General features: G+C 45.5%; 20 protein-coding genes and 1 pseudogene. 15 read left to right on the top strand and 6 right to left on the bottom strand.

What is annotated here, in order from left to right; all coding sequences use genetic code 11:
• Nucleotides 1–130: 130 nt before the first annotated feature.
• From rpoN to eno, 8 genes are all read left to right on the top strand, one after another.
• Entirely contained in the window at nucleotides 131–1,417 is a 1,287-nt protein-coding gene (gene rpoN, locus B9Z54_RS01990) for an RNA polymerase factor sigma-54 (RefSeq protein ID WP_113926860.1), read from the top strand.
• A complete protein-coding gene (locus tag B9Z54_RS01985) occupies nucleotides 1,410–1,667 on the top strand; it encodes a glutaredoxin family protein (RefSeq protein WP_113926859.1) in 258 nt (85 codons plus the stop codon). Before rpoN ends, B9Z54_RS01985 begins: the two co-directional genes overlap by 8 nt.
• 141 nt (nucleotides 1,668–1,808) lie before the next feature.
• Complete coding sequence (locus B9Z54_RS01980) at nucleotides 1,809–2,831, top strand: sugar-binding transcriptional regulator (RefSeq protein ID WP_113926858.1); 1,023 nt, start codon at nucleotides 1,809–1,811, stop codon at nucleotides 2,829–2,831.
• A gap of 59 nt (nucleotides 2,832–2,890) precedes the next feature.
• Complete coding sequence (gene gap / locus B9Z54_RS01975; protein WP_113926857.1) at nucleotides 2,891–3,898, top strand: type I glyceraldehyde-3-phosphate dehydrogenase; 1,008 nt, start codon at nucleotides 2,891–2,893, stop codon at nucleotides 3,896–3,898.
• 397 nt (nucleotides 3,899–4,295) lie between these two features.
• Nucleotides 4,296–5,480: a phosphoglycerate kinase gene (locus tag B9Z54_RS01970; RefSeq protein ID WP_113926856.1), complete on the top strand. Its 1,185-nt coding sequence runs from the start codon at nucleotides 4,296–4,298 to the stop codon at nucleotides 5,478–5,480.
• 16 nt (nucleotides 5,481–5,496) lie between these two features.
• Nucleotides 5,497–6,258, top strand: coding sequence for a triose-phosphate isomerase (tpiA, locus tag B9Z54_RS01965; RefSeq protein WP_113926855.1), 762 nt, complete (start codon nucleotides 5,497–5,499; stop codon nucleotides 6,256–6,258).
• On the top strand, nucleotides 6,251–7,789 hold the full coding sequence (gene gpmI / locus B9Z54_RS01960) for a 2,3-bisphosphoglycerate-independent phosphoglycerate mutase (RefSeq protein ID WP_113926854.1): 1,539 nt from the start codon (nucleotides 6,251–6,253) through the stop codon (nucleotides 7,787–7,789). The genes tpiA and gpmI overlap by 8 nt, the downstream gene beginning before the upstream one ends.
• A gap of 307 nt (nucleotides 7,790–8,096) precedes the next feature.
• A complete protein-coding gene (gene eno, locus B9Z54_RS01955; protein ID WP_113926853.1) occupies nucleotides 8,097–9,389 on the top strand; it encodes a phosphopyruvate hydratase in 1,293 nt (430 codons plus the stop codon).
• A 385-nt stretch (nucleotides 9,390–9,774) separates the two neighbouring features.
• Here the strand turns inward: eno and fni are convergent, their stop codons facing one another.
• The 3 genes from fni to B9Z54_RS01940 are packed head-to-tail and all read right to left on the bottom strand — an operon-like array spanning nucleotide 9,775 to nucleotide 13,853.
• Nucleotides 9,775–10,821: a type 2 isopentenyl-diphosphate Delta-isomerase gene (fni, locus tag B9Z54_RS01950; protein ID WP_481747768.1), complete on the bottom strand. Its 1,047-nt coding sequence runs from the start codon at nucleotides 10,819–10,821 to the stop codon at nucleotides 9,775–9,777.
• Entirely contained in the window at nucleotides 10,766–12,415 is a 1,650-nt protein-coding gene (locus B9Z54_RS01945; RefSeq protein WP_113926852.1) for a glycosyl-4,4'-diaponeurosporenoate acyltransferase CrtO family protein, read from the bottom strand. Before B9Z54_RS01945 ends, fni begins: the two co-directional genes overlap by 56 nt.
• Nucleotides 12,416–12,434: 19 nt before the next feature.
• A complete protein-coding gene (locus B9Z54_RS01940; protein WP_162785052.1) occupies nucleotides 12,435–13,853 on the bottom strand; it encodes an aldehyde dehydrogenase family protein in 1,419 nt (472 codons plus the stop codon).
• Between the two features lie 269 nt (nucleotides 13,854–14,122).
• On the opposite strand from B9Z54_RS01940, the gene B9Z54_RS01935 reads away from it, so the two are divergent.
• From B9Z54_RS01935 to B9Z54_RS01920, 5 genes are read left to right on the top strand one after another with little or no spacing between them, the layout of a single operon-like run.
• Nucleotides 14,123–15,250, top strand: coding sequence for a phytoene desaturase family protein (locus B9Z54_RS01935; RefSeq protein WP_345840678.1), 1,128 nt, complete (start codon nucleotides 14,123–14,125; stop codon nucleotides 15,248–15,250).
• Complete coding sequence (locus B9Z54_RS26350) at nucleotides 15,247–15,627, top strand: phytoene desaturase family protein (RefSeq protein WP_345840677.1); 381 nt, start codon at nucleotides 15,247–15,249, stop codon at nucleotides 15,625–15,627. Before B9Z54_RS01935 ends, B9Z54_RS26350 begins: the two co-directional genes overlap by 4 nt.
• The gene (locus B9Z54_RS01930) at nucleotides 15,620–16,426 is read left to right on the top strand and encodes a carotenoid biosynthesis protein (protein WP_113926850.1); all 807 of its coding nucleotides are present in this window, start codon (nucleotides 15,620–15,622) and stop codon (nucleotides 16,424–16,426) included. The genes B9Z54_RS26350 and B9Z54_RS01930 overlap by 8 nt, the downstream gene beginning before the upstream one ends.
• 3 nt (nucleotides 16,427–16,429) lie before the next feature.
• Nucleotides 16,430–17,557, top strand: coding sequence for a glycosyltransferase family 2 protein (locus B9Z54_RS01925; protein ID WP_113926849.1), 1,128 nt, complete (start codon nucleotides 16,430–16,432; stop codon nucleotides 17,555–17,557).
• The gene (locus tag B9Z54_RS01920) at nucleotides 17,554–19,029 is read left to right on the top strand and encodes a phytoene desaturase family protein (protein WP_113926848.1); all 1,476 of its coding nucleotides are present in this window, start codon (nucleotides 17,554–17,556) and stop codon (nucleotides 19,027–19,029) included. The genes B9Z54_RS01925 and B9Z54_RS01920 overlap by 4 nt, the downstream gene beginning before the upstream one ends.
• 335 nt (nucleotides 19,030–19,364) lie before the next feature.
• On the opposite strand, the gene B9Z54_RS01915 is transcribed toward B9Z54_RS01920, so the two are convergent.
• The 3 genes and pseudogenes from B9Z54_RS01915 to B9Z54_RS01905 all read right to left on the bottom strand — a co-directional run bounded on the left by B9Z54_RS01915 (nucleotide 19,365) and on the right by B9Z54_RS01905 (nucleotide 23,126).
• Nucleotides 19,365–20,195: a phytoene/squalene synthase family protein gene (locus B9Z54_RS01915; RefSeq protein WP_113926847.1), complete on the bottom strand. Its 831-nt coding sequence runs from the start codon at nucleotides 20,193–20,195 to the stop codon at nucleotides 19,365–19,367.
• Nucleotides 20,192–21,637 carry a phytoene desaturase family protein gene (locus B9Z54_RS01910; RefSeq protein WP_113926846.1) on the bottom strand — a complete coding sequence of 482 codons (1,446 nt, stop codon included), beginning with the start codon at nucleotides 21,635–21,637 and terminating at the stop codon, nucleotides 20,192–20,194. Before B9Z54_RS01910 ends, B9Z54_RS01915 begins: the two co-directional genes overlap by 4 nt.
• A pseudogene (locus B9Z54_RS01905) lies at nucleotides 21,634–23,126 on the bottom strand (phytoene desaturase family protein). The gene B9Z54_RS01910 and the pseudogene B9Z54_RS01905 overlap by 4 nt, the downstream one beginning before the upstream one ends.
• Nucleotides 23,127–23,764: 638 nt before the next feature.
• Between B9Z54_RS01905 and secG the strand changes: the two are divergent.
• Together secG and B9Z54_RS01895 are read left to right on the top strand one after the other, a co-directional pair.
• Nucleotides 23,765–23,998 carry a preprotein translocase subunit SecG gene (gene secG, locus B9Z54_RS01900; protein WP_113926845.1) on the top strand — a complete coding sequence of 78 codons (234 nt, stop codon included), beginning with the start codon at nucleotides 23,765–23,767 and terminating at the stop codon, nucleotides 23,996–23,998.
• Between the two features lie 556 nt (nucleotides 23,999–24,554).
• Entirely contained in the window at nucleotides 24,555–25,301 is a 747-nt protein-coding gene (locus B9Z54_RS01895) for an alpha/beta hydrolase (RefSeq protein WP_113926844.1), read from the top strand.
• Nucleotides 25,302–25,308: the final 7 nt, after the last annotated feature.

The following is a 25,308-nucleotide window of genomic DNA, read 5'->3' as shown; positions in this document are numbered from 1 at the left end:
GTTTATCGAACTCTTACGCTCTCTTTCTGCCCCGTTATGAAACGAATCCATAATGGCCGCACAGCTGCCTACTTTTTTCCATACACTGATCCCGCTTTCTGTTGTAGAATAAGGGGAGGAGGGATGCGGAATGAAGCTCAATACCGGATTATGGCAGGGGCAGTCTATGAAATTAAATATGACCCACCAGCTGACACAGGCGATTGAATTGCTGCAGTATTCCTCTCAGGAATTGAATGCTTATTTGGAAAGCAAAGCCCTGGAGAACCCGCTTCTTCAGCTTGAACCTGTTCCTTTTGAGGAACGGAATAGAAGCCGTGAAAGCAGCGGCATGAGTATCGATTGGATTGAAGAGGTGGCTGTGACGCAGTCTACACTGTGGGAACATTTAAATTCGCAGCTTGATTTGAAAACGCTTACTAATGAAGACCGAAATATCCTGTCTCTTTTGTTTGACAGCTTGGATGACAACGGATATTTACCTTCAAATGTGGAAAGTATTTTTGAAGTTGATGATTTATCAAGATACATAGAGATGATTCAGGGGCTTGAGCCAGCAGGAATCGGTGCGAGGAATCTGAAAGAATGCCTTCTGCTGCAAATCGGGAGGGATACCGAAGTGCCCAAGCATGTCCAATCCATTATTGAACATCATTTTGTGGATTTTTGCGAAAAGACGTGGAAGACCATTGCGATAGAACTGGGAGTTTCCCTGGCTGACATCCAAGCGGCGGCCGATTACGTAAAGACTCTCAATCCGCGTCCGGGGGCAGGATTTGCGGTTGAAACTCCTCATTATATCCGCCCGGAGATGGTTGTGACTCGAAATCGGGATGGCCTGGATATTGCTTTGCTCCATGGAAATGTAATGAAAGTTCTATATAATAAAGGATATGATTCGTTGATTTCTGCTTCAGAGGATGAAGAGGGCATGAAATTCCTTCGGGAAAAACGGCAGGAATTTCAGTGGATCCTGAGAATGCTGGATCAGCGCAGGACGACTCTCCTGAAAGTAGGGCGATGCCTGGTGGAAAGGCAGGAGGATTTTTTCAGGCATGGACCGAAGAAGTTGAAACCTTTGACTCTGAGAGAAGTTGCAGAGACAATAGGAGTTCATGAATCTACCATCAGCAGGGCGGTCAGAGGCAAGTATATCGGTACTCCTTTTGGCACCTGCGAAATGAAAGCTTTGTTTGTGAGCGGTGTAGGTAAAGATGAAGAATCCGCTTCATCCCAAGGAATCAAAGCGGAAATCATGAGTTTGGTCAATAAGGAAGATAAACAGAAGCCTTTATCAGACCAGGCGATCGCTGTGAAGCTGAAAGAACAAGGGATGAGCGTTTCGAGAAGAACAGTTGCGAAGTACAGGGACCAGTTGAATATCCCCTCATCGACAAGGAGAAAGAGATATGAATGAAGAGAATTTGCCGCGGGTTGTTTTTTATACGAGAAATCAGTGTCCTTTATGTGAGGATGCCAAACTTATGCTCAATCTCATAAAAGATGATATTCCTTTCTTTTTAAAGGAGTATGACATTGATAAAAGTGATGAGCTGACAGAACGTTTTGGATTGATGATTCCCGTGGTGGAAATGGACGGGGAAATCATCCAATATGGGCAAATTGACTATTTTACAATTAGTAAACGGTTACATGAGAAATCTTGAGTTTTTATAGTTGAAATTTCGTTCATCCCTTGCTAAACTTAGCTTTGAAAGCAGGGATGAATTTTTTTTGCAGGAGGCGGGACATAATATGTCTATGATGGACGTATTTGGTCCAGCTAAATAACTAGAGGGAGCTTTTCGATGGAATCAATCATTGATATACAAAAACGATTATTACCAGACCTGCTCCAGGTTATGCAAAAAAGACATCTGATCCTCAAATCGGTGCGATTGATGCAGCCGGTTGGAAGAAGGAGCCTTGCTCATTCGCTCGGCATGACTGAAAGAGTCCTGAGAAGTGAAGTGGAGTTCCTCAAAGACCAGGATCTCATTGAGATTAAGTCATCGGGGATGATCATCACGGCCGAGGGTGAGCTGCTTTTAATGAAGACAGCTGACATGATGAGAGAGATAACAGGCATCGATTCTATGGAAACGAAATTGAAGTCTTTACTCAATCTTCATGAAGTTTTTATCGTTCCTGGGAATAGTGATGAGTCCCCTTGGGTAAAAGAAGAATTAGGCAGATCTGCTGAAACGCGTATGAAAAATCTTCTGGATGGAGATAATATCATCGCGGTTACCGGAGGGTCGACGATGGCGGCTGTGGCTGAAAAGCTGACGCCTGAATTCTCTAAGGACCAGGTGCTTTTCGTGCCGGCACGAGGCGGGATTGGCGAGGATGTCAAAAATCAGGCCAATACGATCTGTGCCAAAATGGCTGAGAGGACCGGCGCCAAACATAAGGTGCTTTATGTCCCTGATCAGGTGAGTACAGAAGTGTACAAGTCTTTTATCAAAGAACCGGATATTAAGGATGTTTTAAGCCTGATTAAGTCGGCTCATATCGTACTCCACGGAATTGGCGATGCCGTCACGATGGCGGAACGTAGAAAAACCAGTGAAGAAGTCTTGGAGAAGATTCTTTCAGGTAAAGCTGTCGGGGAAGCCTTTGGCTATTACTTCGACGAAGAGGGCGAAGTCGTACATAAAGTAACGACTGTGGGCTTGCAGCTCGAAGACCTGAAGGACAAAGAGAATGTCATTGCGGTGGCCGGCGGCCGTTCAAAGGCCAAAGCCATCAGAGCCTACTTCAAAAGCGTCCCTCATTCGACCATTCTGATCACGGATGAAGGCGCGGCAAAAGAGCTTTTAAAAGGGTAATACCTTTTGAAATATATATTCAAAAATTTCCTTAACCATTTTAAAGGAGGACATTATTCATGACAGTAAAAGTTGGAATTAACGGATTTGGACGTATCGGACGCGTAGTATTCCGCGCAGCATTAAAGAATGACAACATCGAGGTTGTAGCAGTTAACGACTTAACAGACGCTAACATGCTTGCACACCTTTTACAATATGACACTGTACACGGAAAGCTTGATCAAGAAGTATCTGTAGACGGTGACTACCTGGTAGTCGGCGGCAAGAAAGTAAAAGTATTGGCTGAGCGCGATCCTGCTCAACTTGGATGGGGAGACCTTGGTGTAGATGTCGTTATCGAATCTACCGGACGTTTCACTAACCGCGCAGACGCTGCGAAGCATCTTGATGCAGGCGCTAAAAAAGTCATCATCTCTGCTCCGGCTAAAGATGAAGACATCACAGTCGTTATGGGTGTTAACGAAGACAAATACGATGCTGGAAGCCACCATGTAATCTCAAACGCTTCTTGTACAACAAACTGTCTTGCTCCTTTCGCGAAAGTATTGAATGACAAATTCGGTATCAAACGCGGTATGATGACAACAATTCACTCTTACACAAATGACCAGCAGATCCTTGACCTTCCGCACAAAGACTACCGTCGTGCGCGTGCAGCTGCTGAAAACATCATCCCTACAACAACTGGTGCTGCAAAAGCAGTTTCTCTTGTTCTTCCTGAACTTGAAGGCAAGCTGAATGGTGGAGCAATGCGTGTACCGACTCCAAACGTTTCTCTTGTTGACCTTGTTGCTGAACTAGACAAGGATGTAACAGTTGACGAAGTAAACAGCGCTCTTAAAGAAGCTTCTGAAGGCAAGCTTAAAGGAATCCTTGGTTACAGCGAAGAGCCGCTTGTATCCACTGACTACAATGGCAACCCTGATTCTTCCACTATCGATGCCCTTTCTACAATGGTAATGGAAGGCAACATGGTTAAAGTTATCTCTTGGTATGACAACGAAAGCGGATATTCCAACCGTGTTGTAGACCTTGTTGATTACATCGCTGCTCAAGGTCTGTAAGATATAATAAAAGGCTGTTTTCCTGATTTCTGAGTTATCAGGATGGTTGTAGCGGAAGTTGTGCGACCTCCTGCGGGACTAGCGGGACAGGTGAGACCCGGGTTCCGTACCCACTGGAACGGAACCTTCCTTTAGAGGAGGCTCACCGCCCGCCCCGCGGAGTCGCGCAACTGGAGCGAAAACCTAACTCCTTTTAAACTGGTAGGAAAACGAGTTAAGATAAATGTGATATCCTAAATGATGCAATGTGACATAGTTTATTGTGCTATTGTTGGATAAATTATGTCCCAGCATCTATAATGAAATGGGATGAAGGGGAGCGGGGAGGATTCCCCGCTCTTCTTTTTTCATAAAAACGGGATCAATGTCCCGATTATCCAGAAGGAGGCCTTTTGAAATGAACAAACAAACAATCAAGGATCTCGACTTGAAGGGTAAACGTGTATTTTGCCGTGTAGACTTCAATGTACCGATGAGTGAAGGGAAAGTGACGGATGAAACGCGCATCAAAGCCGCGCTTCCAACAATCCAATACTTGTCCGAGCAGGGGGCAAAAGTGATTCTTGCCAGCCATCTTGGACGTCCAAAAGGCCAGGTTGTTGAAGAGTTAAGATTGACTCCTGTTGCGAAACGCCTTTCAGAACTGCTTGGAAAAGACGTGGCAAAAACCGATGAAGCTTACGGTGATTCCGTTAAAGCCCAAATCGAAAAGATGAGTGAAGGCGATGTCCTGCTTCTTGAAAACGTCCGTTTCTATCCAGGCGAAACGAAAAATGATCCAGAGCTTGCCAAAGAATTCGCAGCACTTGCGGATGTTTATGTTAATGACGCATTCGGAGCGGCTCACAGAGCACATGCTTCCACTGCGGGAGTGGCGGAACATCTTCCGGCAGCAGCTGGATACCTTCTTGAAAAAGAGCTGGAGGTACTCGGCAAGGCACTGACAACTCCGGAAAGACCTTTCACCGCAATTATTGGAGGAGCAAAGGTAAAAGATAAAATTGGTGTTATCGATAACCTCCTGGAGAAAGTGGACAACTTGATCATCGGCGGAGGGCTTGCTTACACATTCGTGAAAGCACAAGGCCATGAGGTTGGAAAGTCCCTGCTTGAAGAAGATAAAATTGATTTAGCAAAACAATTCATGAAAAAAGCAGAAGAAAAAGGCGTCAAATTCTATATGCCGCTTGATGTCGTCGTCGCTGACGATTTCTCTAACGACGCGAACACGAAAGTCGTTGCGATTGATGAGATTCCTTCTGACTGGGAAGCGCTGGACATCGGTCCTAAGACACAAGAGCAGTACGCAAGTGTCATCAAAGATTCCCGCTTAGTCATCTGGAATGGACCAATGGGTGTATTTGAACTTGAAAAGTTTGCGAATGGCACGAAGGCCGTTGCCCAAGCTTTAGCCGATGCTGCAGATACATATTCTGTCATTGGCGGAGGAGATTCAGCCGCAGCGGTTGAAAAATTCGACCTAGCCGATAAAATGAGCCATATTTCCACTGGCGGCGGTGCTTCTCTTGAATTCATGGAAGGCAAAGAGCTTCCAGGAGTATCAGCACTAAACGATAAGTAAGGAAAGGATGATAAATATGCGTAAACCGATTATTGCAGGAAACTGGAAAATGAATAAAACGATGTCAGAGGCAAAGGCCTTTGCTGAAGAGGTAAATGGTCTTGTACCTTCCTCCGATAAAGTGGAATCAGTGATCTGTGCACCGGCATTGTTCCTGGACCGTTTAGTAGAAAGCACAGCTGACTATGGAGTGGAAGTCGGCGCCCAAAATATGCACTTTGAAGAAAGCGGTGCATTCACAGGGGAAACCAGCCCGAAAGCGTTACAAGACTTAGGTGTAAAGTACGTAATTCTTGGACATTCCGAACGCCGTGAATTGTTCAGCGAAACGGATGAGTCCGTGAATAAAAAAACGCTGGCTGCTTTCAACTACAACCTGACTCCAATCGTATGTGTCGGGGAAACATTAGAGCAGCGTGAAGGCAACGAAACAAAACAAATCGTCGGAAGCCAAGTGAATAAAGCACTTCAAGGCCTGACAGAAGATCAAGTGAAAACAACTGTCATTGCATACGAACCTATCTGGGCAATCGGAACAGGTAAATCTTCTACTGCAGAAGATGCCAATGAAGTATGTTCCCATATCCGCCAGACGGTAGCCCAGCAATTCTCACAAGAAGCAGCAGACGCCCTTCGTATTCAATACGGCGGAAGCGTTAAGCCGAACAACATCGGTGAATATATGGCACAATCAGATATCGATGGAGCGCTTGTAGGAGGAGCGAGCCTTGAGCCGCAATCTTTCTTGCAGCTATTGGAGGCAGGTTCCAATGAGTAAGTCTCCTGTTGCTCTTATCATCTTAGATGGATTTGCACTGCGTGAAGAGGACAAAGGAAATGCTGTCACACAAGCAAACAAACCCAATTTCGACCGTTACTGGAACAAGTTCCCGCACAGCACACTGCAGGCAAGCGGTGAAGCTGTCGGCCTGCCCCAGGGTCAAATGGGCAACTCGGAAGTCGGCCACCTGAATATCGGTGCGGGCCGCGTGGTGTATCAAAGCCTGACTAGAGTGAATGTTTCCATCCGTGAAGGGGAGTTTGAGAAGAATCAAACTTTCGTGGATGCAATCGAACACGCAAAGAGCAAAAACAAAGCACTTCATATTTTCGGCCTGCTGTCTGACGGGGGTGTCCACAGCCATATTGAGCATTTGTTTGCTCTGTTGAGAATGGCTGCTGCCGAAGGTTTGAAAAAGGTGTATGTTCATGGCTTCCTTGACGGCCGTGACGTTGCTCCGAAATCTGCGGAGACATACATCCTGCAGACCGAGGAAGTTATGCGTGAGCTTGGTGTAGGGGAATTCGCAACCATTTCAGGCCGCTACTACTCCATGGACCGCGACAAGCGCTGGGACCGTGTAGAGAAAGCGTATCGTGCAATGGTATATGGCGAAGGCCCTGAATACTCTAACCCATTGGAAGTGGTTGTCGATTCCTACGACAATGGAATCTTCGATGAGTTCGTACTACCATCAGTCATTAAGAGAGAAAATGGTGAGCCGGTTGCTACCATTGAAGAAGAAGATGCAGTCATTTTCTATAACTTCAGGCCTGACCGCGCCATCCAGATTTCGAATACATTTACCAATGATGATTTCCGCGCCTTTGAAAGAGGGCCGAAACATCCGAAAAACCTTCACTTTGTGTGCCTGACACACTTCAGTGAAACAGTTGACGGCTATGTCGCATTCAAACCGACGAACCTGGACAACACGGTAGGTGAAGTCCTTTCCCAAAACGGATTGAAGCAGCTGCGTATCGCCGAGACGGAAAAATATCCTCACGTCACGTTCTTTATGAGCGGCGGCCGTGAAGAGGAGTTTCCAGGTGAAACGAGAATCCTGATCGATTCTCCAAAAGTAGCGACATATGACCTTAAACCTGAAATGAGCGCCTACGAAGTGACAGAGGCTCTATTGAATGAAGTTCAAAATGACCGGCAGGATGCCATCATTCTTAACTTTGCCAATCCGGATATGGTCGGACACTCCGGAATGATGCAGCCGACCATCCAGGCGATTGAAACGGTTGACGAATGTCTTGGGAAAATTGTCGATCTTATTTTAGAAAAAGGCGGTACAGCTATAATCACTGCCGACCATGGTAACGCTGATGAAGTGGTCACATTGGAAGGTAATCCAATGACAGCCCATACAACAAATCCGGTACCAGTCATTGTGACAAAAGAGGGGATGTCTCTTCGTGAAGACGGAATCCTTGGAGATCTTGCTCCAACGATGCTTGACCTTTTAAATCTAAACAAGCCGGTTGAAATGACAGGCACAACTTTATTAAAAAAGAAATAAGATTGTTTGCAAAATTAGCAGGCAGCCAAATATGCTCATTTCACTTGCTGATTTGAATTAAAGTGTTGCCTTCATAGTGGAAATAACTTATGTTGAGGTTGTTTCCTCGTATGTTGATTGGAACGGAAGGCGCCGACTCCTGGGGAATTAGCGGGACAGGTGAGACCCGGGTTCCGTACCCACTGGAACGGAACCTTCCTTTAGAGGAGGCTCACCCCTCGCCCCCAGGAAAGCGTGTGCCTGGAGTGGAAGTCAACAATCTTAATTGCAGAGTCTAAAAAACCTAATTTTAAAGGAGAGAATTTATATGCCATTTATTACAGACGTATATGCACGCGAAGTATTGGATTCCCGCGGAAATCCTACAATTGAAGTAGAAGTTTACACACAATCAGGTGCTTTCGGACGCGCATTGGTACCAAGCGGAGCTTCTACAGGTGAATATGAAGCAGTAGAACTTCGTGACGGCGACAAAGACCGTTACCTTGGAAAAGGTGTTCAAAAAGCAGTCGAAAACGTAAATAACGAAATCGCTGAAGAAATTATCGGAATGGATGTAACAGAGCAAGTTGCCATTGATAGAGCTATGATGGAGCTTGACGGTACAGAAAACAAAGGTAAATTGGGCGCTAACGCAATCCTTGGTGTATCCATGGCCGTTGCCCGCGCTGCAGCTGACTTCTTCGGCGTAGAACTTTATCAATACCTTGGAGGCTTCAATGCTAAGCAGCTTCCAGTACCAATGATGAACATCGTCAATGGCGGTGAGCATGCTGATAACAACGTGGACATCCAGGAATTCATGGTAATGCCTGTTGGTGCTCCAACATTCAAAGAAGGCCTTCGCATGGGGACAGAAATCTTCCACAGCCTGAAGAGCGTTCTTAAATCTAAAGGATACAATACAGCAGTTGGTGACGAAGGCGGATTCGCTCCTAACCTTAAATCCAATGAAGAGGCACTTTCTACTATTATCGAAGCAATCGAAAAAGCTGGCTACAAGCCTGGCGAAGAAGTTCTACTTGCTATGGACGTTGCCGCTTCTGAAATCTACAACAAAGAAGATGGAAAATACCATCTTTCTGGAGAAGGTGTTGTCCGTACTTCTGCTGAAATGGTTGATTGGTACGAAGAAATGTGCAACAAATATCCAATCGTTTCTATCGAAGACGGCTTGGATGAAAACGACTGGGATGGTTTCAAACTTCTTACTGATCGAATCGGAAACAAAGTTCAGCTTGTCGGAGACGACCTTTTCGTTACAAACACAACTAAGCTTGCTCAAGGAATCGAGCAGGGAATCGGTAACTCCATCCTGATTAAAGTAAACCAAATCGGTACATTGACTGAAACATTCGATGCAATCGAAATGGCTAAGCGCGCAGGCTATACAGCTGTTATCTCCCACCGTTCTGGTGAAACAGAAGACAGCACAATCGCTGACATCGCAGTAGCGACAAATGCAGGACAAATCAAAACAGGAGCTCCATCACGTACAGACCGTGTAGCGAAATACAACCAATTGCTTCGCATCGAAGACCAATTGGCTCACACTGCACAATACCTTGGAGCGAAAACGTTCTATAACATCAAGAAGTAATTTTGATGAAGGATCCGTCCACACCTTGTGGGCGGATTTTTTTGTTGTATTGGTAGTGAATTAAAGGAGATGGGTTGTCGGAAAATGTCAACTGGTCGATAGAATGGCAAAAGTGGTTGATAGAACCGTCAATCTCGTTGATAGAGTGGCACATTTGGTTGATAGAACCTCCAAACTGGTTGATAGAGCGTAGTTACGCTATTTAAAAGATGATAAAAAGCGATCCCCCCCCGTTTGCTTACAAAGCGTGCACCAGAGGTAGTCCCCCTGTTACCTCCATTCCTTGTTTCCACCAAAAAAGACCGAAATCATCATCCGATCCCGGTCTCCATTCATTTCAAAAACAGTTTTTAAGAGTAAAGTGAGCCTCCATACTTAATTCGTCTTATATCCTTTTTAATGCATCAGTATTCTTCAACTGCTCGATTGAAGCAGCACCAATTCCGAACATGGCTGTACGCAGTTCGAATTCGATGCGCTTGAACTGTCCATCCAGTGCTTCTTCATCTGACGCAGCTGCATTGGGAAGGAGCGCTCTGCCGAAACCGGCAATGTCTGCGCCTAATGCGATTGCTTTTGCTGCATCCACACCATTTTTTAACCCGCCGCTCGCATACAGAGACACCTCTGGAAGCTCTCTTGTAATCTCCATCAAGCTTTGAGCCGTAGGGATTCCCCAGTCCTGGAAAGCTGCCGCGGCTTCGGCTCTTAGAGGGTCTTTTGAGCGATAGGCTTCAACCCTGATCCATGAAGTTCCACCAGCACCTGCTGCGTCGATGAAAGAGACGCCTGCTTCATACAAACGGCGTGCAGCCTCACCGCTGATTCCCATCCCGACTTCTTTTACACCGACAGGAACGGAAAGTGACTTGGCGACTTTCTCGATCTTGGGCAGCAAGTCTTTAAAGTTTGTGTCTCCTTCAGGCTGAAAAACTTCCTGGAGGCTGTTGAGATGGAGGATAAGGGCATCTGCTTCAATCAGATCGACAGCACGCTGGCATTGCTCCACACCATATCCGTAATTGAACTGCACTGCACCTATGTTTGCCAGCACTGGAATCGTCGGTGCATGTTTGCGTACATCGTAAGAATAGGAGGTCTGTTCCTTTTCGATGGCGGTCCTCATCGAGCCGACACCCATTGCCCAGCCGCGCTTTTCCGCTATCTTCGCAAGCGTCTCGTTAATTCTGGCTGCGGTTTCCGTTCCTCCTGTCATGGAACTGATCAGAAACGGTGATTTCAATCGCTTGTTGAATAGAGAGGTGCTGAGATCTATGTTGCTAAAATCGATTTCAGGCAAAGCGTTATGCTGAAAACGAAATGCTTCAAGGCCGGTCGTCATCTCATGTGATTCCACTTCTTGTGTTAAACAGATATCAATATGCTCTGTTTTTCTCTTTTCTGTGATACTGCGCTTTTTCTTGTCGATCAAGCAAATTCCTCCTCTGTTTGCGTTGTTGCAGGATCCGTTGAAACCTGAAACGGTTATACCGCTGAATGATAACAAAAGGGATGTTGGCTACCACTGCATAGGCAACCATGATCCAGCCAACAAACGCGGTATTCCAAATGAAAAATAGGAGTGCGGGAGGAATCAAAATCAGATGGGTAAATTCCGCCCGTCTTGTTTCAACGATAAATGTTTCAAAATAATCGCTGTTTCGGTCCGCGAGTTTTTTCTTTCGAAAGCCGCCGGCAAAGACACCGCCGCCGTCAGGAAGAATCGTTTTCCAGCGTTTGATTCCGATTTTTTCATAAAACTTCCCGGCTGACTCCCAGCGTTTTTCACGGTAAAGCCATGAATCTTTTGTGAAATAGCGATAATCCAGGTGCAGGCATATGTAAGAAAAGGACAGGTGGATCACTGGCCATAACACAATATTTAGAAGTAAGGTCCACCAGAACGGAAGTGTCACCAGCATAATTTTAACGTCCTTTCTTTTTTCTAAAGAGATACTGCGCCCTTTCCAGGCGACTCTTTTTGTGAAAAACGTCCTCACGACGGAGTGGGCAAATATGGTGATGAAAAATAAACTTAATAAGGGGAAAAAGAGGGCTGCTGCCCAGCTGAAACTCCCGATTGTTTTTAACATAAAAAAGATTTGGATGCAATACAGCCCATAGAGAACGAGTATATTCACCGTCTCGATTCCAGAAGATCCGCCCAGCCCCAGCAGTGAAAATGAGGCAGATATACCTCCGGAAATCCAGAGAATAATCAGGATGAGCATCAGAGGGTTCGTTGCTCCTGCTCCTGAAGCAAAGCTTTTGCTCCAGCCTTGAGTTAATTCCTTCACACCCTCGGGGTACATCCTCATGGATACAGCATGTTTTCCAATGTAATTATGCAAGGGAATTCCATGCCGGAGGAAGCTTTCGCCCAGTTTCATATGTTCAAGGATTTCATTGGCAATTGCACTGTGGCCGCCGACTTTCTTATAATCTTGTTTCGTGCAGATAAAACATTGTCCGAAAGCTCCCGCGGGCGGAATCCACCTTGATAGAATATGAAAACTGCCCATGCCCATGACCGCAATCAAGTTAAACATACCTGAAAGATTTTCATACAAGCGGGTGATTTTGTGATAGGGCTGGATGGTCATAGCTCCGCCTTTATCCTGCTGTGAGGAAATGATTTTCTGCAACCCGCCCGGTTCAATTGCCGTATCGGCATCCAGGAACATGAAAAGCTCACCTGAAGCTTCTTTGGCACCGTTCCAGCAGGCCCACGATTTCCCGAACCAGCCGGGAGGGAGGGGAGGCGTCCCGATGACATTCGCGCCATAGGTTTTCGCAATACTCGCTGTCTCATCTTCAGAATGATCATCCACGACGATTACTTCATGGACATAGGCTGATTCCGATTGCAGCGAAGACAAAAGGACAGGCAGGTTCTGCTCTTCATTTCGTGCCGGGATGATGATTGAAAGTCTCGCGGCTTCCTGATGCGATTTCTGTTTCATTGGTATCGCAATCTTCCAAAGTATCAAGCTGCCGATTAACAGATAGATCCATTCAAGATTCATTAGGACACCTCATTACTCGTTACTTGTATTTCCAAGTCAGGCCCTTTTTAAGCCAGTCAGCGGTGTTCTGTTTATAAGGAAACCAGTTCACTTCTTTGTTTCGCTTGCCTTTATGTATCATGGTTGATTTGATATTGCAGAAAGCGTGCAAGCCTTCTTTTCCATGATATCGGCCAAAACCGCTCTCTTTTACACCCCCGAAAGGAAGATGCATGTTGCTGATGTTACGGATGACATCATTAATCGTGCAATTTCCCGTCTGAAGCTGTGCCGCTATTCTTTCCGCCTTATTCAAGTCTTTGGTAAAAACACTCGCGTTTAAGCCATAGCTGGAGTCATTCGCCAGTCTGACCGCTTCATCTTCTGAATCAAACGGAATAATCGGCAGCAGAGGGCAGAACGTTTCTTCCTGCATCAGTTTCATTTTATCTGTGACTTCCGTTAGCACGACTGGAGGGAAATGAAGAGAATCGCCTTGATCGGGAAGATGGCCTGTATGCATCACTGCTCCTTTTTGCAGCGCATCCTCCAAATGCTTCCGGGCTGTCTGCCATCCTTCCCTGGTGGCCATTCCATTAAAATCCCTGTCCTGTCCCTGCTGCAGTTCCTTGGTGAACGCGACGACTTGCTTTAGAAAGTCATCATACACCGACCGCTGGACATATAATCTTTCAACAGAGACACAAACCTGTCCGCTGTTCATGAATCCTCCCCAGACAGCGGCGCTTGCCGCCCGTTGAAGATTCGCGTCTTCGAAAACGATCATCGGGTCTTTCCCGCTCAGTTCCATATCACAAGGTATCACGTATTGTGCCGCCTGCTTCAGGACGGCTTTCCCAACTGCAGAACTTCCTGTGAAAAAAATCATATCGGGTTTTTGATCAATCGAGTGCTGTGCTTCTTCCTTGGCTCCGTATATCACCTGGAAAACACCTTCAGGCATACCTGCTTTTGAAAGGGCGCTTTCCAGTTTCTCATTGATCGGGTCCAGTTTCTCCGATCCTTTCATAATGACAGAGTTCCCGGAAATGAGTGCCGATATGATCGGAATGAGTCCCAGCTGAAGAGGAAAGTTCCAAGGCACAAAGACCATGATCACTCCAAGAGGTTCATAGCTGACAAAGGATTTACTTCCTAAAAGGTGGAGAGGAGTTTTCCTTCTTCTTTTTTTCAGCATCTTTTCGGCATGTTTTTCATAATACGCAATGGCATCAAGAACAGGAAACAGGTCCCCGCTCAGTGCATCGCTCTTTGTCTTGCTGCCAAAGTGTACCAGAAGTTCTGTCCATTCATCCATTTCTGACACAATCAGCTTACGAAGTGCCTTCATATGGTTTAATCTTGTGGAGATAGGGGTATTTCGCCATTGTAAGGACGCATTGCGGGCTGTGCTCATCTTTAGTTCTATATCTTCCAAGTCTGTACGGCGGAAAGTCAAACTATCCTTCCTTTCTACATAACTGTATAATTCCTTTACAAATGTTATATTTCAACTATACAATGAGGCTAAGCAAAAGTCGAAACATATCCTTCAGCAAGAGTCTTATTCTGTTATTTTAGCTCTTTTCACACTCGGCTGTTTAAAATTGGATTTTCGCTCCCATCTTAGTAAAAGGAGAGGGAGATTAATTAGCATCCAAGCAGCAGCTGCTTATTAAAAAGAATGATTTTTCACCATCTCTACAACTAACTTTAGGAGGAGATTTCATGAGTAAAAGCGCAGTTGTTATCGGCGGCGGTCTTGGAGGGCTGTCAACCGCCATTTCTTTGGCATCAAAAGGGCATAAGGTGACAGTCTTTGAAAAGAATGAACGTGCAGGAGGTAAACTCAATATCCGAAAAGGAAAAGGTTATTCCTTTGATACGGGACCTTCAATCTTGACCATGCCTTGGGTGCTTGAAAACCTGTTTGAGCGTGCAGGAAGGGACGTCCATGATTATCTTGACATCCAGCGGGTTGAACCGCAATGGAGAACATTCTTTGAAGACGGCACTGCACTCGATGTGACGAGTGATATTCCGACGATGCTGGACCAAATCAGGGCACTCTCACCGGAAGATGCATCGGCTTTTTATGAATACCTTGATTACTGCGGCAAAATGTATGATTTAAATTTAAAGAGCTTTTATAAGAAGAGCCTTAGCGGGCTGGGTGATCTCCGCTCCTTACATAATTTTAAAGAGCTGATGTCGATGGATCCCCTTAAAACCATGGACCAGGCGACAAAAAAGCATTTCAAAGACAAAAGAATCCAACAGTTATTTAACTTCTTCATCATGTACATCGGTTCCTCCCCTTACCATGCGCCGGCTGTGCTCTCACAATTGATCCATGTTCAGCTTGGGCTCGGGATCTTTTATGTACAAGGCGGAATGTATAAGATTGCCGAAGCGATGCTGAAGCTTTGTGAGGAACTGGGCGTCGAGGTCAGAACGAACAGCCCGGTCGTGGAAATCCTGACGGAAGGCAGCACAGCAAAGGGCGTACAGCTTGAAGACGGCACGATTGCTGAGGCGGATATTGTCGTCTCAAATCTTGAAGCGCTGCCAGCTTATAAGAAACTTTTGCAAAAGCATGGTCAGACCAAGAAGACAACAGAATCTCTGGAAAAGTTTGAACCGACTGTATCCGGACTTGTGATGCTTTTGGGTGTGGATAAGCAGTACGATCAGCTTCAGCATCATAATTTTTCTTTTCAAAAGATCCCGAAAAAGAGTTCAAGCAGATTTTTGATGAAGGGCGCCCTGCCGATGATCCGACTGTTTATATCGGTGTATCAGCGAAGAATGATCCCGGCCAGGCACCTGCAGGAAAAGAAAATCTGTTCATTTTGACTCATGTTCCGCCTTTAAAAGAAGGGGAGAGCTGGGAAACCTACCGCAAAGATTACCGCAATCTTGTGCTGGATAAGCTTGAACGAATGGGCATGGAGGATATCCGCTCCCATATTGAGTTCGATTATGAGTTTATCCCTGATGACATTCAAGGGTTGTATGGTGCAAATGGAGGATCGATTTACGGCGTGAACACGGACAAGAAGAAAAATGGCGGTTTTAAAATCCCGGCACGAAGCACAATGCTTGAAAATATGTATTTTGCCGGAGGCTCTACCCATCCTGGAGGCGGAGTACCGATGGTGACACTATCCGGCCAGCTGACAGCCGATTTGATTCAGGAAGATCTTGAGGCTAAGGGACAGAAGATTGGCTAGGTCTCTAACCGGGGAAAACATTCTCTACTATTTCTTCTTATTCTGGTATGCATGCGGTGTGGTGCTTCTTTCCTTCAACCTGCTGCCCGCCTCGCTTCAATGGGCGAACGCGGTCTTCTTGATGCTTGCGGGGCTTATTGGAAGCCTGTATTTCCTGTCGGCTTACGGCAGGATCACCGGCGCCGCATTTACCGGGATCATTTTTATTATAAGCATGCTGGCGGAAGGCCTTGGGGTTCATTTTGGCTTTCTGTTCGGCAGCTATAATTACACATCAGACTTCGGCTGGCAGCTGTTCGGGGTTCCGATAGCAATCGGCTTCGCTTGGCTGCTTGTCATTTCGACCTCCCATGTGATTGCCGTCCAGTTGACCGGGACATTCTACAAAAAGAACCGCTTTGTTCACAGCATTTTTTATATTTTGACAGGAGCGGTATTCACAGTAGGAATGGATCTTATCATCGATCCTGTGGCCTTTCACGTCAAGCAGTATTGGATCTGGGATGACGGACTTTCCTTTTATTATGGCGTTCCACTGCAGAACTTCAGCGGCTGGTTTCTGCTTGCTTTGTTCTTTCACCTGATCATTTATATCGTCCTGAGGCTGCAGAATAAATGGCCTGAGGAAATGAGCGGTTATCGCAGCAGGCGTATCGTGCTGCTTTACGTTCTGGTGTCAGGCATGTTCATGTTGCTCGGCGTTTTGAACGGACTATGGCTCGCAAGCTTTTTAGCGCTTGTTTTTATCCTGGCAGCCGGTTTTGTCTACTATGGAAGTACAGCTGAGAAGGGGGATTAAGTGATGCTGATTTTATATAGTTCCATACTGGTCTTATTTCTCGTTTGGACAGTCATCAACAGCTTTTTTCTCCCTTCACTGCCAAGAAAGCAAGATGAAAGTCTGACGCATGATGAAAAAGTTTCAATCCTTGTTCCGCTGCGCAACGAAGAAAGAAATGCATCCATACTTGTACATAATCTGAAAAAATTGGCGTATCCCAGGTTGGAAGTACTGCTTCTTGATGATAACTCGACCGATGATACAAAAAAACTGCTTCAGGAGGCCATCGGAGAGGACAGCCGGTTTCGAATCCTCAACGGCAAGCCCCTTCCGGCAGGGTGGAGCGGGAAAGTCCATGCCTGCTATCAGCTCAGCGAAAAAGCGGCAGGTGATTACTTTCTGTTTTTAGACGCCGATGTCCAGCTGCACCCTGACACCATTGACCGTGGACTGGACCTTTTGAAAACGAAAAAGGCAGGCATGATCACTGGCTTTCCAAAGTTTCCTGTTCAACCGCTTCTGGAACAATGGTTTGTGCCCCTGCAGCAGTTTTTTGTCGTGTTCCACCTGCCGATTTGGCCGGCAAACCACACAACGAGAGAAGAGTTTACCGCTGCTCACGGAGCTTTCTTATTTTTCTCAAGAGGGGCCTATGAAGCTTCCGGCGGGCATAAAGGCATACGGGATTCAATCGTTGATGATGTCCATCTTACCAGGAAGGTGAAAGCGGCAGGACAGCGTGTGGTTCTATGCAACGTGACCGATTATGTAACATGCAAAATGTATAGCACCAATAAAGAGGTTTGGGAAGGATTTTCAAAAAATCTCTTCCCGGGATTAGATCGGTCGGTCCTATTTGTACTCGCGATCAGCCTGTTTTACCTTTCATTTTATGTCTTCCCGCTTCCGCTGGGGCTTTATGGGCTCTATAGCGGAATCCTCCTTGGTCAGTGGAATCTATGGCTCTTCTTCCCCTTATTGCTGATTGTGCTTCAGAAGCTGTGGGTGAACTTCGTTATAAAACAAAGACTGGTCCTTTCACTCTGGATGCCAGTGGCGAGTGCAGCATTTATCGTTTTAATTTTTAACTCAATGCTGTACGGACTGAGAAATAAGGGATACAGCTGGAAAGGAAGGACTTATTCATGAAGAAAATCGCCATAATCGGGGGAGGCCTGGGAGGGCTTGCCGCAGCCGCTACTCTCGCAAGCAGCGGCTGTTCTGTTGTTCTCTTTGAAAAAAATAAGCATCTCGGCGGTAAACTTAAGCCGGAAGCTCTTGGAAGCCATACGTTTGACTTTGGACCTAATACCATCACGATGCCGCATGTATTTGATTCTGTCTTTTACGAAGCTGGGGAAGACCCTCGTCATTACTATGACTGGATTAAGCTCGAGGATCATACCGCTAACTGGAGTGCAGAGGGTGAGCGTTTCTTGATGTCGACAAGCAAAGAAAAGGTAATGCGGCAGCTGCAATCGCTGGATCCCCATGCTTATCAGCAATATGAATCATACCTTTCTGAAATTGAGAAGCTTTACGAGTTATCAGAGAAAGCTTTCTTTCACCGGACTTTTTCATCATGGAAAGATTATTTGTCGCCAAGCCTTTTTTCAGCCTTTACTAAGGTGAAACCACTGGAAACAATGGACCGCTTTCACCGCCGTTTTTTCAAAGATCCATTTCTATTGCAGGTGTTCAACCGGTATGCAACGTATATCGGTTCCTCTCCATACACCAGCCCGGCCACATTTTCGATGATTGGCTATCTGGAAATGGTTCAAGGGGTTTTTTATGTTAAAGGAGGTACTGTGAAGCTTGCCGAGAGTCTTGCAAAGCTTGCTGAAAAACATGGAGCTGAAATACATAGGGAAACAGAAGTGGCCGAGATTGTCACAAAAAACCAGCGGGCTGCCGGAGTGAGGCTTGAAAATGGAGAGGTGGTTGCTGCCGATGATGTGATATTGAACGGTGATCTGCTGCAGGCACTTCCTAAATTACTAAGGAAGGAAGACAGAAGGGTAATGACCGATAAAAAGATTGCTAAAACGTCGCCTTCCATCTCAGCCTTTGTCATCATGGCAGCACTTGATCATCATCATGAAGCATTGATACACCATCAAGCGTATTTCTCTGAGAACTATGAAAGAGAGTTTTCCGAGCTGTTTCAAGGGAAATGGCCGGATGATCCAACTATTTACATAAGCAACTCTTCTTATACGGACCGGGATGTTTCGCCGGAAGGGAGCAATTTATTCATCCTCGTTAATGCTCCTCCTTTAGGAAAGAACGGTGAAATGACAATCGATGTAGATAAGTATAAAGAAGTAATCTATAAAAAACTTGAGAATCACGGTGTGGTTATCAAGCCATATCTAAAAGAAGAGAAAGTTGTTACCCCTCCTGATATCCAGAAGCAATTTGGAGCATACCGCGGAGCGTTGTACGGTGTGGCTTCCAATACAAAGAAGGACACCTTTTTAAGACCGTTCAACCGCTCTCAGGATATAGAGAATCTTTACTTTGCCGGGGGAACGACACATCCTGGCGGCGGGTCTCCGATGGTCGTGATCAGCGGGAAAAATGTTGCTAAGAAGATTTTGGAGGGTAAGAGCAGTTAAATACACATAACAGAACGCAGTGGTATGTGGTGGGAAAGGGGTTTCTCCTATAATCTAGTATTTTCCGCTGATAAAATGGAAGAAAGCGCCGATAAACTCTCCGCTACCGCCGATAAATGAGCAATTAGCGCGGGTAACCACACAAAATCCGCCGTTATCTTCATTTTGAATTCGAGATAAGAATGAAAAAAAGACCCGGCTGTCCTGTTGTATTACCAGGATAGCCGGGTCTTTATCTTTCGCTCTTATAAGCTAAAATTATGGCTTAAAAGGCTGAGGAGGGGACAGTGTTATTCAAAAATAATAATATATTAGAAAAGTGCTTTACTTTTTTATCATCCCAATCTTTCAGCGAGCAGTTTCTCCTTTTGTATATCGGAAACATAGGCCCTTTTGGAGAAGACATTATGACCGTTTGATCGGACACTGTCCAGGATGCTGCGATAGAAAATGGCCGCTGACTGCACTGGGATCTGGGAATAGGAAGGATAGTGGGACATGGTTTCCATTGCTTCCTCATAATAAGCTTCCGCTCGTTCAGCCAGGCTTTCCCATAAGGAGACAAACGAGCTGTTCACTACATTTTCTTCTAGCAGATCTGCTGAATATCCGTGCTGCATCATCGTTTCTTTCGGAAGATACAATCTATTACGTGTGAGATCCTCACCGATATCCCGCAGGATATTGGTGTACTGCATGGCGATGCCCAGCGAGATTGCTCCATCTCTTAAAATCCTTTCTTTTCCCGGCGCAAGTACAGGAAGCAGCATGAGACCGACTGTTCCAGCAACGTGATAGCAGTAAGATTCAAGTTCATTGATAGAGTGATAGCGGCGCCCTGAAAGGTCCATTTCCTGTCCTTCAATCATGTCTTCGAAGGGGGCCAGCTCCATCTGAAACCGCTGAAATACGTCATGCAAAGCTGTCCAATAGGGTGATTCTGGAAGACGCTCACCTTTGGCAAACTGGGAAAACTCTTCTTTGAATTGTATTATTTCAACTTCGGGGTTTTCGCCTTCGTCCACAATGTCATCGACTCTTCTGCAAAAGGCATAAATTGCCCAAACGGCATTCCGGTTCTCCTCCGGGAGAAATGAGAACGCCTTGTAAAACGTTTTTGAATGCTTTCTAATTATTTCCTCACATGCCTGGTAAGCTTCCTTCATCTGGTCATCACCCTTTCCATATAATTTGAAAGCAGCTTTGCTCCTTGCATCACGATTGGGATGCCTCCTCCTGGATGGACAGAGGCGCCGACACTGTAGAGTCCGTCATAGGCAAGCGGCTTTACTTGCGGGCGGAACACTCCGGATTGGCCCAGTGTTGGAGCAATGCCGAAGCTTCCACCTTGATACAAACCATCCTGCTGATCATCCTGGGGTGTCCGGATTTCCATCCATTCCACCGCATCCCTGAGACCGGGGAAGCCTCTTGATTCAATTTCATCCAGGATGCGTTCCACAAAGCCCTCTTGATCCCTCCAATTGATCTTATCTCCAGAAGGCACCGGAATAAGTGCGTATAACACGCTTTTTCCCGTGGGAGCGAGGGTGTCGTCAATCCTAGACGGGTAAAAGGTGTAAATCGAAGGATTTTCCGGCAGACCGCTGCGGGTAAAGACTGAATCCATATGATGTTGAAAGTGTTCGGGCATAAAGAATTGATGTACATCTGCTTCTTTGTACTGTTTGTTTAAGCCAAAATAAAGAAGCAAACAGCCTGAAGACGCTTTGTAACGTTTTTTCTGAGGCTTTTCATTGTTGACCAACTGGTGGATCCCTGGGAAGTCGCCGTTATACACCACCGCATCATAATCCACCGCTTTCCCATTTGTAACTAGTCCGGTGCAGCGTTTCCCGGTAAACTGAAGTCCGGTTGCTTCTGATTGTAAATGAACAGAGATTCCCTGATTTTCAATATGCCTGCTTAGAATGCTGACGAGCCTGCCATAGCCGCCCTTTAGATACCAGATACCATGTTCATGTTCACTGTAGGGAATCAGTGAATAAAGAGCGGGTGAGGTGTTCGGTGAACCTCCAATATAAAGTGTTTGAAAGGAGAATGCCTCCTGCAGCCTCGGATGGGTAAAATATGCTTCTGCACTTTTTCTCACACTGTGGAATGCTTTGAGGTTCAATAGAATTTTCATATTTTGATAGGAAAAGAAATCGCTTTTATTGACAAAATCTTTATCAAGAAACGCCTTTTTTCCTTTTTCAAACCGGTCTTTCATCTCTTTTAAATAGTTTAGGTAATTCTGCTGCTCCCCTGGAAAGACACGTTGTATCTCCTCGAGCTGTTTATCTAAATTGCTGTATTTATAAAAGTGGCTGCCGTCAGGATAATGAAGTTTATAAAGAGGGTCCACCTGGATTAATTCTAGTTCTTCCTCTGGAATTCCTGCTTCATTTAGGACATCTTTTAGCATATCCGGCAGCAGTACGATGGTTGGTCCTTTATCGATTTTAAATCCGTCCCGTTCAATAAATCCAAGCCTGCCTCCGAGGCGGCTGCTTTTTTCATAAATCGTGACGTCATGCCCTTTCTTTTTCAGCAGAAGGGCTGCTGTCAGGCCGCCGACTCCGCCGCCGATAATCGCGGTCTTCATACAGACACCCCCTGGACAGCGTGTTTTTCTAAAATCATCGAGCTCGTAATCCGCGCTGATTCAATAATCGTCGGCAGTCCGCTTCCGGGATGGGTGCCGCCTCCGACCAGCCAGAGCCTGTCGATTTCCTTCACTTTATTATGCGGCCTGAAATACATCATCTGCGGCAGGTTATGGGCAAGGCTGAAGGTGGCTCCTTTATAAATATTCAGGTCATGTTCCCAGTTGTAAGGTGTGAAAACGACTTCTTCTTCAATGTGGTTTTCTATTCCTTTGAAGCCGGTCCGTTCCTCCAGCTGCTGAAAAATCAGTTTCCTGAATCTGTCTTTATTTTTTCCCAATCAATCTTACTGAAATTGTTGGGGACAGGCGCCAGCAGGTAGACAGCGGATTTCCCAGGAGGTGCCAGTGTTTCATCTGTCACTGAAGGGTTGTGAATATAAATGGAAGGATCCTCTGACATCGTCTTGGTGCCGGTGATTTCCTCTACATTCTTTCTGTAATCCTTTGAAAAGACGATGGTATGGTGCGGAAGATCATAACGCTTATCCAGGCCGAGATACATCATAAAGGCCGAGCAGGAATACTTCTTCTTCTCCAGCTTTTGTGGTGTATATTTCTTTGTGGTTCCTTCTTCCAGCAGGTTTTCCATCGCGTAGCCGAAATCGGCGTTCATGACGACTTCGTCTCCGTAAAGGGTTTCACCGTTCTCGAGAAGCACGCCTTTCGCCTGGTTTTCTTCCGTGAGGATCTTCTTAACCCCGGAGTTCGTGATTACCTTTCCGCCGTATTCCTCTATTACAGCTGCCATTGCCTTTGTAATTTGGTTTACACCGCCAATTGGATGATGAACCCCATAGGCATGCTCCATATAGGACAATATGGTGAATGCTCCAGGACATTCCCATGGCGACATTCCAAGGTATTTAGACTGAAATGTAAAGGCAAGCTTTAACCGTTCATCTGAAAAGTAGTCTGAAAGTCTTTCGTAAAGTGATTTTCCGACGCTTAACTTCGGAAGGGCTTTAATGAAACGCCATTTCGTATAGTCAAAGAGGGAGTCGTGCTTATTCCGCAAAATCGGCAGCAAGGCTTGGAGTTTGGCATCTTCTTCCTTCATAAACCGTTCGTAACCTTGTACATCGTCTGGAAAAAGCTTCTGAATCTGCTTCTTCGTTTCTTCTTGATCCCTGCTCGGATTGAACGCCAGACCATCGAAACGAAGCTCATACATTGGGTCAATTTCTTTTAAGTTTATGTAATCGTTCAGGTTCCTGCCCGAAGCAGTGAAAGCTTCCTCTAGTATATGAGGCATATTCAAAAAAGTCGGTCCTCTGTCAAACACATACTCCCCAACCTGCATGGATGAAGTACGGCCGCCGATAAAAGGCTGCTTTTCTACAACTGTTACATTCATTCCCTGACTCGCCAGAAGCATTCCGGCTGTCAATCCACCTGGCCCAGAGCCAACTACAATCACCTTTTTCACAAACTCACCTCTTTTTATTTAACAATACAATTATTATACAATGATTATACAAAACTTGAAAGTTATAAGTCTTTCTACTTGGAAAAGGACAGAGTATCTGACCTGTGAATACTTCATGGGTGTCTTGAATCATCTGACTGCGGGATAAAAAAGATGGGGGAAGCACGCAGTTTTTTGTATGGGTGTTATTTCTAATAGTGGTTTTTAACCAATAGCAGAATGGAGTGCTGGAGAGCATTTAAAAGAGAAAGAGGTGGAAACATGGGATTGATCTAACGCCTAGTGAACTTTATACCCTTCTTAAGACCTACCCTATTTATTATAGAATAATCCTGTTTTCAGGAAAGTATTGGGTTGCTGTTTGCAACATAATCAGTCAATAGGGGGAAGTTACTCCTTTAATGCTCCTGTCCCTTTAACGTAAACTCCAGTCTTGGCGAGGGAAAATAACCTTGTAGGGGCAGGAGCTGATGGAACAGGGAAACTTCTCGATTGAAAGGATCAAGCGGCTGTTGGGCAGCCTCAGGAGAAGGAATGTCCGGATAACCTCCAATAATTTCAAAACTTTATTGTGACTATAAGCCAGGTGTGATAAAATTAAAAATATTGCTTAATGTTCGTTTCAGGAGGTGGGACTCGTGCATACATTATTGATCACTTTACTAATCATTGTTTCAATTGCTCTTATCGTAGTAGTATTATTGCAATCTGGTAAAAGTGCAGGACTATCAGGTGCCATCTCAGGTGGTGCAGAGCAGCTATTCGGCAAACAGAAAGCGCGCGGACTCGATTTAGTGCTGCACCGCGTTACAATCGTTCTTTCCGTACTATTTTTCGTATTGACGCTTGCAGTAACATACTTTGGTTTTTAAGTCATAGAGAATCCGGTCGTGACGGCCGGATTTTTTTATTTGTCTTGAAGCAGGATTTTCCACGATATAGACTTCATTACTGGATTGTTTTGCCGCTGATTGCTTAAAATAAGGGGTAGGTTAATGGTTAATCAAACGTTTGTTTAATAAAATGCCGTGTCATTAAATCCCCTCCGTAGTTGAATGGAAAGGGGAGAGTGGCAGATAGAAGCAGCGTAATGCATATTGATTTATTTATAATTTTAAGGCTTTGTTAGTTAATATTGTTTTTTGTAAGATATTTTGGGTTCAAGTGCCAGTGAGAAGGCGTCATTTCAATTATGAAAAGTTGATAAGTCCAGGTAATAATGGATTTTCAGTCCCTCCGCAAATGTTGACTGGAGTGGAAGGTGTGCGACCTCCTGCGGGACTAGCGGGACAGGTGAGACCCCGCAGGCGAAGCTAAGGAGGCTCACCGCCCGCCCCGCGGAGTCGTACGCCTGGAACGGAAGTCGACATACCCTTTTAAAAAACATTACTCTTTAACAGATCCAATTTTAGAAAAGGAGTTTCAACGATGAAAACAGTTTTGCCAAAACCATTTACATTTGAGGCAGGAAAGCGTGCCGTTCTGCTTTTGCACGGCTTCACCGGGAATTCAGCTGATGTCCGCATGCTGGGCCGCTTTCTGGAGAAAAAAGGCTATTCATCCCATGCGCCGCATTATAAAGGGCATGGAGTCCCGCCGGAGGAATTGGTCCATACAGGTCCAGAAGACTGGTGGAAGGATGTCATGGACGGGTACAATCATTTGAAGAACAAAGGCTATGAGGAAATCGCGGTGGCCGGCCTCTCGCTTGGAGGGGTATTTTCACTGAAATTAGGTTACACTGTTCCTGTAAAGGGTATTGTACCAATGTGTGCGCCTATGTACATAAAGAGTGAAGACGTCATGTATGACGGTGTGGTTGAATACGCAAGGGAATTTAAGAAATTTGAAGGAAAAGACCCTGCGCAAATTGAAGAAGAAATAACAGAGTTCAAGAAAACACCTATGAATACATTGAAGGCACTCCAGGAACTGATTGCGGATGTCCGCGGCAATGTAGATATGATCTACAGTCCGACATTTGTCATACAGGCGCGGAATGACCACATGATAAACACAGATTCGGCAAATATTATTTATGAAGCGGTCGAATCTCATAATAAAAAGATTAAATGGTACGAAGAGTCCGGCCATGTCATTACGCTCGATAAAGAAAAAGAGCAGCTGCATGAAGATGTGTATGCTTTTCTCGAAGGGCTCGACTGGACTGTATAAATGACGA

The organism is Bacillus sp. P14.5 (genome assembly GCF_003316765.1).
Classification (GTDB): domain Bacteria; phylum Bacillota; class Bacilli; order Bacillales; family Bacillaceae_B; genus Rossellomorea.
The sequence above is the reverse complement of the archived record's forward strand: the minus strand, read 5'-3'. Positions and strand labels throughout refer to the sequence as shown.